Annotated in this window: 13 protein-coding genes; 1 reads left to right on the top strand and 12 read right to left on the bottom strand. The window is 45.2% G+C overall.

The features are described 5' to 3' along the window. Positions 1-70: 70 nt before the first annotated feature. Positions 71-253: a hypothetical protein gene (locus A3763_RS06450; RefSeq protein ID WP_068634278.1), complete on the top strand. Its 183-nt coding sequence runs from the start codon at positions 71-73 to the stop codon at positions 251-253. A gap of 31 nt (positions 254-284) precedes the next feature. On the opposite strand, the gene A3763_RS06445 is transcribed toward A3763_RS06450, so the two are convergent. The 12 genes from A3763_RS06445 to nirJ form a co-directional block, all read right to left on the bottom strand. Further along, entirely contained in the window at positions 285-551 is a 267-nt protein-coding gene (locus A3763_RS06445) for a cytochrome C oxidase subunit IV family protein (protein ID WP_068634277.1), read from the bottom strand. A gap of 13 nt (positions 552-564) precedes the next feature. After that, positions 565-1,155, bottom strand: coding sequence for a cytochrome c oxidase subunit 3 family protein (locus A3763_RS06440; RefSeq protein ID WP_068634276.1), 591 nt, complete (start codon positions 1,153-1,155; stop codon positions 565-567). 22 nt (positions 1,156-1,177) lie between these two features. After that, positions 1,178-1,477: a cytochrome C oxidase subunit IV family protein gene (locus A3763_RS06435; protein WP_068514314.1), complete on the bottom strand. Its 300-nt coding sequence runs from the start codon at positions 1,475-1,477 to the stop codon at positions 1,178-1,180. Positions 1,478-1,479: 2 nt separating this feature from the next. Further along, a complete protein-coding gene (locus tag A3763_RS06430) occupies positions 1,480-2,061 on the bottom strand; it encodes a cytochrome c oxidase subunit 3 family protein (protein ID WP_068514311.1) in 582 nt (193 codons plus the stop codon). A gap of 21 nt (positions 2,062-2,082) precedes the next feature. Beyond that, positions 2,083-2,853, bottom strand: coding sequence for a CbbQ/NirQ/NorQ/GpvN family protein (locus A3763_RS06425; RefSeq protein WP_231872123.1), 771 nt, complete (start codon positions 2,851-2,853; stop codon positions 2,083-2,085). Between the two features lie 36 nt (positions 2,854-2,889). Then, complete coding sequence (locus A3763_RS06420) at positions 2,890-4,722, bottom strand: nitric oxide reductase activation protein NorD (protein ID WP_068514308.1); 1,833 nt, start codon at positions 4,720-4,722, stop codon at positions 2,890-2,892. Positions 4,723-4,851: 129 nt separating this feature from the next. Next, a complete protein-coding gene (locus A3763_RS06415) occupies positions 4,852-6,264 on the bottom strand; it encodes a cbb3-type cytochrome c oxidase subunit I (RefSeq protein ID WP_068514304.1) in 1,413 nt (470 codons plus the stop codon). Between the two features lie 9 nt (positions 6,265-6,273). Next, on the bottom strand, positions 6,274-6,720 hold the full coding sequence (locus A3763_RS06410; protein ID WP_068506849.1) for a cytochrome c: 447 nt from the start codon (positions 6,718-6,720) through the stop codon (positions 6,274-6,276). A gap of 475 nt (positions 6,721-7,195) precedes the next feature. Continuing rightward, positions 7,196-7,594, bottom strand: coding sequence for a hypothetical protein (locus tag A3763_RS06405; RefSeq protein ID WP_068634274.1), 399 nt, complete (start codon positions 7,592-7,594; stop codon positions 7,196-7,198). A 25-nt stretch (positions 7,595-7,619) separates the two neighbouring features. Next, positions 7,620-9,200 (bottom strand): cytochrome D1 domain-containing protein, encoded by a 1,581-nt coding sequence (locus A3763_RS06400; RefSeq protein ID WP_231872122.1) that lies wholly within the window; start codon positions 9,198-9,200, stop codon positions 7,620-7,622. 2 nt (positions 9,201-9,202) lie between these two features. Beyond that, the gene (gene cobA / locus A3763_RS06395) at positions 9,203-10,078 is read right to left on the bottom strand and encodes a uroporphyrinogen-III C-methyltransferase (protein WP_068634273.1); all 876 of its coding nucleotides are present in this window, start codon (positions 10,076-10,078) and stop codon (positions 9,203-9,205) included. A gap of 9 nt (positions 10,079-10,087) precedes the next feature. Next, on the bottom strand, positions 10,088-11,305 hold the full coding sequence (gene nirJ, locus A3763_RS06390; RefSeq protein WP_068634272.1) for a heme d1 biosynthesis radical SAM protein NirJ: 1,218 nt from the start codon (positions 11,303-11,305) through the stop codon (positions 10,088-10,090). Position 11,306: the final 1 nt, after the last annotated feature.

Raw genomic sequence — 11,306 nt, 5'->3', positions numbered from 1 at the left:
TATAGAAACTATTTAATGAGAAAGTAGAGCCAATTGCTCTCTTAAGCTTCCGAGAGACAAGGAGGACATTATGAGTAAATTTATAATCATTGTATCGACGCTAATGATCATCTTTGCAGCCGTTGTTGGACTGGATGGCGACAACTTTACCAAATACTTAGCGATGTCTATGTATGCGCTAGGCGGTTTGGGCTTGTTATCACTACCCTTATTCAAGAAACTATGTGCGCATTATTGTGAAACAGAGCAGTAGAGTAGTGAAAGAGCACCAAGGGGCTCTTTCACTATAAAAATATACTCAGACAATACGCTAAAAAGACAAACGCTCCGATCACTATGCAGTACGCTGACATAATCAAGCGCCATTGTTTGATTACTTCACGCATCCCCATAAAGTGATCGACGACTAGCTGTCCTTTTAATATCAACATAAGAATAGAGCCCAAAACTATCCATGCACCTGTTTGTTCTGAACTACCAATCAAAGAGGCGAGGATCGTAATAAGCGTCAGCACTCCCCATACCAGCGTTACCCTTTTAATGTCATTCATTGATTCTGACTCCTTAATGAATCACATAAACGAGTGGGAATAAAATAATCCAAAGCAAATCCACCATATGCCAGTATGAAGCACCGGTCTCTACACCCGTGTGATCTTCTGAGCTATAGTCTCCGTTTTTCGCCTTCTTCGATACCACAATCAGAATCACCATACCTAAGAGCACATGGGCGAAGTGGAAGAAGGTCAGCAAAAAGTAAAACATGTAGAAGGTATTGGTATGCAAAGAATATCCTGCACCGATGGTCTCGGTATATTCCCACATCTTCACGCCTACATAGACTAAGGCAGCAAGGAGTGCCCAGTTAATCCATCTAGAGCAGACTTTTGACTTGCCTTCTTTAATTGCAATAACAGCCCTGACGACAAAATAGCTACTTGTGATTAAGGCAATCGTATTAATCATGCCTGCTAGCTGGTTAAGGTGTTGATGCCCCTCAGCGAACATCTCCAGGTTGAATACTCGAGCAAAGGCATAGGCGATGAACAAGATAGAAAATACGCCCAGCTCTGCAAGGATAAAAATCCAAATGGCAAAGTCGCCCGGTAGGGACGATGACTTTTCTGGCTCTGAATTTATACAGACTTTAGTCATTAAAGCTCTCTTTACTTAAAGACTAGTTTAAGGAGGTGAGTGAAATGATCACTCCCGGAAATATCACTCCCAAAACAATTAAAGTAGGGATCAAGTAAAAGTACCCCAGCATGACCTTCCTGATTTTCGGGTGTGCATGACGCAAACCAATGAACTCATCGATCACCAACCGCCCTTTTAATGTGACAATAACACAGACAATTACCACTGATATTTGACCGAAGTCCGCTGTTTCAGCAGTCAATACGCTTAGTAAGGTCAAAGCCAGTAAAGCCAGCCAAATTCGCAGTAAGTGCCTTTTGCTTGGTAGAGGTAGAATCATCGCTATCTCATCACATAGATCAGTGGAAAAATAATAATCCAGGCTAAATCAACCATGTGCCAGTAACACGCACCTGCCTCCAAACCCGCATATTGCTTAGCAGAATACGCCCCAAAGTAAGACCTGGTTAGTACCCACAGCAAACCAGCCATCCCAAAAAACACATGCAGCAGATGATTGAAGGTCAGGTAGTAATAAACGCTAAAGTAGAGATTAGTTTCGACTCCAATGCCGTTAAGCTCATTAAATTTATACTCCCAAGCTTTCACTAGGCAGTATCCCACTGCGCACGCTAAGGTTAGCCATATCCAACGTCGGCTCTCTTGCGCTTTATCAAGGCGAATCGCTCTTACTGAACGGGCAATAAAGTAACTACTCGTCAGTAAAATAAAGGTATTTAAAATACCGGCGCTGGTATTAAGACTTAAGGGGCCGGTTTTGAATAGCTCCGGGTTATGAACTTTGGCAACGATATAGAGGATAAAGAACAAGCCAAATTCAAATAACTCTGCAAAGACCAGAACCCATATAGCGATATCACCGGGAACATGTTTCCCTGCACTTACTTCCTGCTCAATGCTCATAGGTTTATTTTCGCTAGTGCCCTAGAAATAGGTCATGACCAAGCGTTCAATGGCAGCCAGAGTTTCGGTCTCGTCGGTTAAAGGTTGAGCCAAGCACGATAAACACGCCTCGCGAGCATCCAACCCTGACTTAATCATCTTCGCAGTATAAATCAGCAGCCTGGTCGAAGCCGCTTCTTCCAAGTCATAGTCTTTTAGGCGACGTAAATCCCCACCCAGGCTAACCAGCTTCTTGGCTGTATCTTTGTCGATATTGGATTCCTGACAGATGATTACCGTTTCCCGTTCTGCCAAGGGGTATTCAAACTCCATCGCAACAAAGCGTTGGCGGGTACTTGGCTTCAGCCCCTTCATTACGTTCTGGTAGCCAGGGTTATAAGAGATCACCAACATAAAGTCAGGATGAGCAATAATTTCTTCGCCCGTACGCTCTACAGGTAAAACGCGACGGTGGTCAGACAATGGGTGAAGCACAACCGTAGTATCTTTCCGTGCTTCAATGACTTCATCTAAATAACAAATACCGCCTTCTCGCACCGCCCTGGTAAGCGGGCCATCCTGCCAATAGGTTCCGTCTTTGCCAATTAAGTGTCGACCTACCAAGTCTGTTGCGCTTAGATCATCATGACAGGCAATCGTGTATAAAGGCCGATCAAGTTTCTTGGCCATGTGCTCAACAAATCGGGTTTTACCACAACCTGTAGGTCCCTTAATCAAAACCGGCAAATTATTGTTGGCGGCGTGCTCGAAGATAACAACTTCATTTCCCTGCGCTAGATAATTCGTTGGCATGTCTTTCTCCATTTAAAAAGCTTGACCCTTGTCGTCTTACGATAGACCTGTAAGGTTCAAGTAAATTTTTGGCAGCAATGCAGGTAAACGCGCAGTATCACTAATCACTGCATAACCATGATCACCAAAAAGGTAAGGTAAATAATCGTTTCCATCTTCATCGATGGTAATACAAAATGGTTGCAAGCCCTGCTGCTTGGCCTCCTGAACCGCCTTACGAGTATCCTCTACTCCGTAACGGCCTTCGTAGTGATCAATATCATTTGGCTTGCCGTCTGAAACAATCAACATGAGGCGCTTTTGAGTTGCTTGTGTTTTTAACACTTCAGTTGATTGACGAATACCTGCGCCCATTCGCGTATAAAATCCCGGCTTGATTTCAAGAATTCGGCCACGTGCGGCATCGCCATAAGGTTCAGAGAAGTTTTTTAACAGGTTATATCGAACTTGTTTGTTCTTGATGGAGGAAAATCCATAGATTGCAAAAGGGTCCCCTGCACTGCTCAAGGCTTCGGCAAACAAGGTGATACTATCTCGAATAATATCTATCACACGCTGATTTGAGTTGATTCCCGAATCAGTCGACATAGATAAATCCGCTAATAACAAGCAGGAAATATCTCGTTGGCTTTCTTTACGGTGCTTATAAAAGTTGTCATTGCCTGTATTAGTATCAGGCTCAACAATAGATTCGATACAGGCATCCAGATCCAGCTCGCTACCTAAAGGCTGACGGCGAAGCCAATGCTGTTGAAATTTCAAAGCGCTGAATCGATGCCTGAGCTGGTTTGCAGTTTTAGTTAAGTGACCAGGAACGCCACTTGGCTCGGCGTCATCCGCTAGCATGGGCTGCAATAAACAAAAGTCTTCAATATAGACAGACTTTCTGTAATCCCATTCACGAAGGCGTATGCCATCACCAATGGCTAAATCATCGTTATGCGGGGCGGGTAAATCCAGGTCGAACTTGATCTTAGCTGCGCCAGCCCGGCGCTTACGAGAAAGCGTAATAATATCCAGATCTTCTGCAACGGAACTGGCATCATCGTCTACATCCTCTTCCTGAGGTCTGTCTAGATCAACATGCTCCGTCCAGCTGAATAAGCTATCGAGCATAAAGATTAATAAGCCATCGGTCTTCTTGGCATCATCGGTGCGCTGAGCATCTTTACGCGGGCCACGAACTTTCTCAGTCTGGGCACCGCTGCTTTCAGCTGGCAGCTCTTCTTCATCTTCTTCAATCGGTGCAACACTAACCCCATGAATCGGTTCTGGGTAGAGCCATAGGCTAATCGGGAAAGGGTCGCCCGGCGCTTTCGGGAGTGTTTCGACGCTCCCTGGGTCTTTTAGTGCTTGATGTATCGCAAGCTCGCGATCAAGTCTTTCACCCTGTAATTTTTCCAAAGGAGGTCGCAAAGGCAAAACCGCGTCGACAAGGCGGAAATACCGCTCTCTTAACCCCGGTTTTGACTTTAGGATCTCTAGCGTCGCTTGCTGGTTATCGGTAAACCAGTGCGTCACTTTCGGTAGTTGAGCGGCCAAGGCCGTCAACCAGAAATATAAATCTTCGTTTAAAGCTTTGTCTTCAAATAAGGCATGTGATGTTGGCAAACGCAGACTACGTTCATCCTGCCATGCCAATTCACTTCGCTTATGCGTCCCCGCCATACGTTGAATCAGTCTACGACGAAATTTCAGCTCGCGTCCCATTGCACCTTCTATCACTTTGCCTGGGCTTCCGCCGAGAGCACGGTAAAAGGGTGCTAACTGAGCACTCAATTCGACTAAATCTACGCGCGCATCTTCAAACTCAGTTGAAGCTTGTCGCGTAACAAATCGATGCCAAAATTCACCAACTAACTCTTCCATCTAACACCTGATTAAACATCATAGATTATGGTTATGGAATAAGGTGCAGCCCTTTTATCTAACTGCACCTAAGTGGGGTTAATATAGTTGGCTAAGCTTATTCCTAAGTTCAGCCAACTTGCACTTCACTTATGAAGCTGCTCTTTGCTCACCCTCAGGGATAACTAGACCTTGCTTATCGCCAACAAAGAAGCTTGCGAAGAACATGCCTACACCTGTAGTGAACATCACACCGAAGAACAAACGTACCCAGAAGACAGGATGAAGTTGTTCTTGAGTTGCCATAAAGCTCAGAGCATTTGCGTCATCTGGTAAACGCTGGAGAATAATCTGCCAGACGCCCGCCACGGTTAAGGCCAAGGTAATACCGCACATTGCGATACACATTGTCCAGAACGACATACGCTCCAATCTCTGTGCTCTTTCACAGTTGCCGTGAGGGCGACCACGCATAATTGGCATTGAATAGGACATTATCGTCATCACAATCATTGAGTAAGCCCCAAAGAATGCTAGATGTCCGTGAGCTGCAGTAATCTGCGAACCGTGTGTAAAATAGTTCACCGGTGCTAGCGTATGAATGAAGCCCCATACACCTGCGCCCAAGAACGCCATTACCGAAGTACCTAAAGCCCAAGTCAATGCTATCTGGTTGCCATGCTCATGACGACGTTCACGAACCATCTTGAATGCGAACACAACCATCATGAAGAAAGGAATTGGTTCAAGCGCTGAGAAGATAGAACCCAGCCACAACCAGTACTCACCCGGGCCGATCCAGAAGTAGTGGTGCCCCATTCCTATCAGGCCGGTAATCAGTGCTAAAGCAATAATCACATACAACCACTTCTCTATTATCTCACGGTCAACGCCAGTCACTTTGATCAAGGTATAAGCCAAAATAGCACCCATGATCAATTCCCAAACACCTTCAACCCATAGGTGAACAACCCACCACCAGAAGAACTTATCAAGAACCAAATTACCTGGGTTATAGAAAGAGAATAAAAAGAACACAGCCAAACCAATCAGACCTGTAATCAATACCATATTGATAACTGTTTTACGGCCCTTAAGGATGGTCATACCTACATTGAAGATGAACCCGAGACAAACGATGACAATACCAATTTTAGTAATCGTCGGTTGTTCAAGGAATTCTCGCCCCATGGTCGGTAAGAGTTCATTAAAAGTAATATCTGCCAAGGTGCTATAAGGCACTAGCAAATAACCTAGAATGGTCGCAACGCCGGCTGCGGCAAACACCCAAAACAGGATTTTGGCAAGCAAGGGGCTATACAGTTCAGTTTGACTCTCTTCTGGGACAAGGTAGTAAGTTGCTCCCATAAAGCCAAATAATAGCCAAACGATGAGCAAGTTCGTGTGCACCATACGTGCAACGTTAAACGGAATAGCACCTGCTAGAAAGTCACCAACGATATATTGAAGACCCATAATGAGCCCGAATACCGCCTGACCTGCGAACAGAACCATGGCGAAAATAAAATAGTTTTTTGCAACACTCTGCGATTCGTATTTCATAGCAACTCCCTAACCTTGCTTATTCGGTGGCCAGTCATTGTCATCAATGCGCGAGGTCCAGATCAGGAATTGAGAAACGTTATGTACGTCCTCTTCTGATAAATGGAACTGAGGCATTTGACGGCGACCTGGAACATTTAATGGCTGAATCGCCATCCAGTTTTGCATGAAGCTTTCAAATACCGCCTCATCACCGGCACCATATCGATCAAATACATTTGCAAGTTCAGGTGCAAAGTAAGCCCCTTCCCCCATCAAACTGTGACAACCGATACAATTGTTCTTTTCCCATATTTCTTTGCCCTTCACGACAGCTTCGGTAATATTTTCCCGATGATCTCGCTCCGGCAATATCCGCATTGTGTCAAAGGTCAGCCCGACAAGCAGCAGGAAGAAGAACACCCCACCACCATAATAAATATTTCGGGCCATTCCTTTGGTAAAGTTATCAGCCATGTTTGCCTCCTGTTTTTATCTCTTGCGCCGCTTTTAGTAACGGCTACCGAGCCTTTGAAAACCCGGTATACCCTTGACGGTCACCCCACTTGTAATGTGAACCCTCCTCCTTGATATGCTTTTCTGACATTCAATTATTGGGACAGAAAAACAAGCTCACGACTTAGCTATTACAAATACCGTACCAGGATATAGATCATTGTTTTTATTGTTATTTTTCTGATAAACCTTCATTATGACAACACTTTAAAGAAGTCTAAATGACACCCGTGAGTTAAAATGACAACAGAGAATTAGAAAGGCTTAAACAAGCCACACAGCTTCAATCGGGTCAGAACCATAGCCTCAACCAACCTGTTGGCTACACCCTCTCCGGCTCGTTGGCAGGCTAGTACTAGACAAAAATAGAGAGGGGGGTGTAACCCTATAAGCAAAGCTAGGGGGTTACAGGTTGTGAACAGCAAACGGAAAAGAATCAGACTAGCTTTCTAGCAAAGACTCCCGCGCCCCAAACGCCGCCAAGAAAGGCGAATGCGACGCCGAAGAACACCATGATCAATGCCCGAGTATTAAGCACACTAAGGTCGCCAACACTAAGCATTGATAACATGGCGACGATAAACCCTACCGTTACGGCATTCAGCACGGGCGCACCGCTCTCCGTTAAGGATGTAATAAAACCACCCAAAAAGAAGCTTAGCGCATATGAGCATATGCTGAGAAAGAACCACATCAGGTCTTTGTGTTCACCAATTAATGTGGAGTTTGAAGCAGCTTGACCGATATAAGAGGCAATTAATACATAGGCGAGCTGAGCACTTAGCAGGATCACAATGGTTGCAATACTGCCTAATATTAAAGATCTGAATCTCATGCCCATCGCCCTTTAAAGTATCATGTTAATGACTCGTGCCACGGGAGTAAGTGGTTTTATTAAAGACATTATACTTCCCCGAAGGCTTCGTCATCGGCAAGCGTTTCACTTCCTCAAGCGTTTGCGCATCATAGACAATCAACGCACCGTCCATATCCCAAATACTCATCAGGGCATAGCGACCATCTTTGGTGAATTCAATATGAGCCGCCGTCTTGCCGGGAATAGGCTGCAGTGTTTTAACAATCTCCAATGTCGATTTATCGATAACGTGCATAAGGTCTTTGTTTGGTCCAAAGAAAACATCGACCCAGGCATAAGGTGTCTTCTCATGGCTACGCATAAAAAAGCCTGGCCCTTTTGTTTCGATATGCTTAATTGTCTGCCAGTTATCCATATCGATAATGCTGACCTTTCCGTCCTTTAGGTTCGGCGTTGCCATCACTTCTTTGCCTTGATAATCCCAAGTAATCCCTGACCCCAAGTGCGGCATACCCGGGACATCTAGCTCACCAATTTCTTTGCGGGCATCTAGCGAGACGATAATCCCCTCGCCTTCACGTGAGGCACCGAAGAGTAAGCTATAGTCCTGGTTAAAAAAGAAGTCATCTAGATAGGCTGACACTTTGGCCTTTCGAATCGGGAAAGGTTCAGGTGTAACAACGTCCCCCGCTTCTTTGTGATAGCTATGCTCCCAACCAACGAAACCGGCAGGAGGTTTGTCTTCATAGTTTATTTCCCAAACCTCTTTTATATCTTTTAAGGCAGCAATAAAGCTATTTCTTGGCGGTGCATTGTAGACAGCACTGACGCGCGACGTATTACCATCCTTATCCTTAACATCAATCACCTTAATGGGAGACAGATCTTTGGTATCCAGGATCACCAAGTTATTCGGAAGGTAATTCGCCGCCATGGCATAGCGGCCGTCACTCGATACAGCGAGGTTACGTGTATTAATCCCCACCCTGACTTCAGAAACAATCTTTAGATTATAGATATCAAACTTGCTCACCCAGCCATCACGTGAAGCAAAGTAAACAAAGCGACCATCAGGTGAATACTTTGGCCCACCATGTAAGGCAAAGTGGGTTTTAAAACGATGGATAGGCTCAAATGTATCACCATTCAAAACCGTTGCATGATGATCACCTAGCTCAACGACAATGAACAAGTTCATCATATCGGCTTCAAAAACCGGCTTTTCACCTAAGTCGCCAGGCTTGAAAAAGACTTTTTGAGACTGATTAATATCACTCAAATCCCACTTCGGCATCTCTTTCAAAGGCGTATAGATCAGATCACCCAAAGCTTCGATTTCCGCGTCATTAAGCGTACTCATAAATGCTGGCATTTGCGTCGCTACGCGGCCATTTTTAATGACATCTAGCGCTTTATTTTTTCTCAAGCGCTTGAGGTTCCCAGGAAGTAAAGCCGGGCCCATTGCACCCAAACGATTCTCACCATGACAGGCCTGACAATGAGTTTGGTATCGCTCCTGCCCCATTCTGCTATTGATATTTACTTCGGGCTCAGACGCGAGCTCCGGTGAGCCTGCAATAGCAAACGAGGAAAATAGACTTAAGAGAAATAACAGCTGTCTCACAATCAACCTACCTTAGTCATCATCTGTTCATGCCTGGTGGCTTCATCAAGCAAAGTAGCCTGATCAAAACCTTCGGTATCCAAAGCATTTACCACTCGGCCAATAACAATCAGTGTTGGCGGCTTGATTTGGTTCGCTAGAACAAATTCTGGCAAATCTGAAATATTGGTTCGATAGGTTCGATGATTCTCTGTGGTGCCGTTACTGATTAGGGCAACCGGCATGTCTTCGGCCAAGCCGTTATTAATTAACTCTCTAGACAGTATTGGTGATGTTTTAATACCCATGTAAATCACAACAGTGTGATCTTCACGTGCCAAAGCCTGCCAAGGTAAATCCAGCGTATCATCCTGAAGATGGCCCGTGATAAAAGTGCAACCATGAACAAAATCCCGGTGAGTTAATGGAATGCCGGAATAAGTCGTACAACCTGAAGCAGCGGTAACACCTGGGACGACTCGGCAAGCAACCCCCGCATCCAACAGTTCCTGAACCTCTTCACCACCACGACCAAAGATAAAAGGGTCACCGCCTTTAAGACGAGCAACCTTCTTGCCGCTCATCGCTTTTTCGACAATCAACTGGTTTATTTGCTCTTGGGGCAAAGCATGGTCGGCACTTTTCTTACCCACATAAATACACTCTGCCCTGGGCGACACTAATTCCATCACTTCAGCACTGACCAAGCGGTCATAAATAACACAGTCAGCCTGCTTGATTAAGCGATGAGCCCTTATGGTTAACAGTTCAGGATCACCCGGTCCGGCGCCGATCAGAGCAACTTCTCCGGGTAGAAAAGGTCGTCTATTTTCAGAACCTTTAGCAAACAATTCTTGTGGGCGTTTTAGGCCAGCATTGGAAAAATTATCTTGATTCATAAGCCTCTCCTAAACAGCCTGAGGTGTAGCGTTTGTACTTTCAAGCAAGTGCGTATTAACTGCCTCGGCACCATCAATATCGTCTTCTGACAAACCAATTTCCTGATTATCCAGATAGCAGCCCGGGTCCTCTCCCCAATATTCACCATCACTACTGAAAGCTCGCACCCTAGTATTACCACCACATATCGCAAAGTAATCACATTTGGCACAACGTCCCTCAATAGGACGTGGACTCATGCGTAGCCCCAGCATTAATTCATCGTCGGTATTTTGCCAAATATCTGAAAACGGGCGTTCTTTGACATTACCCAGGTGATGACTCCACCAGAAAGTATCGGGGTGAACATTTCCCAAGTTGTCGATATTGGAAATATTAATTCCTGAAGAATTACCCCCCCAGCGTTCAAGGTGCTCTCTTAACAGTGGCGCACGTTCTGGAAAACGCTTTTCAGCCCACTGAAGTAGGTAAACACCGTCAGCGTCATTGTTCCCGGTAACATATTCAGTCACCTTGCCAGAAACAACATCATTCCAGGCTCGGTCAAATAGCAGATCCATAGCTTCACGCGTTGTCTGAAAATAGGCATCACGCTTACTGTTGCGCTTACCACGGCCGGAATAGTTAAGGTGGGATAAGTAAAACTTCTCTACGCCATGCTCGTCCATTATATCGAGCAGCGCAGTTAAATCGTCACTGTTTTGTTCCGTCAGTGTAAAGCGCCAGCCAGCTTTAATACCGTTCTCTCGACAGAGTTTAATTCCGTTTAAGGCCGCATCAAAACCACCCTGCATCTGGCGAAATTCATCATTATTTTCACGCAAGCCGTCGATGCTGACACCGACATAATTAAAACCAACTTCAGCTATTTTCTTAATGTTGTCTTCGTCGATTAGGGTACCGTTGCTCGACAAGCCAACATAAAAGCCCATGCTTTTCGCTCTTTTTCCAATTTCAAAGATATCATCCCGAAGCAAAGGCTCCCCGCCCGAAAGAATCAAGACGGGTACACCGTAAGCCTTTAAATCATCCATCAAGGTAAAGACTTCTTCGGTGCTTAGTTCGCCTGGAAAGTGAGTATCTGCCGAAATGGAATAGCAATGCCTGCAGGTTAGGTTACAACGCCGAATCAGGTTCCAGATAACGACGGGTCCTGGCGGCTTTCGCAATGGCCCTAATGGCGTTTGATCGTGCAGAATTTTCATGTACTGGCTAATTCTAAACATG

Source organism: Oleiphilus sp. HI0128 (assembly GCF_001635365.1).
The sequence above is the reverse complement of the archived record's forward strand: the minus strand, read 5'-3'. Positions and strand labels throughout refer to the sequence as shown.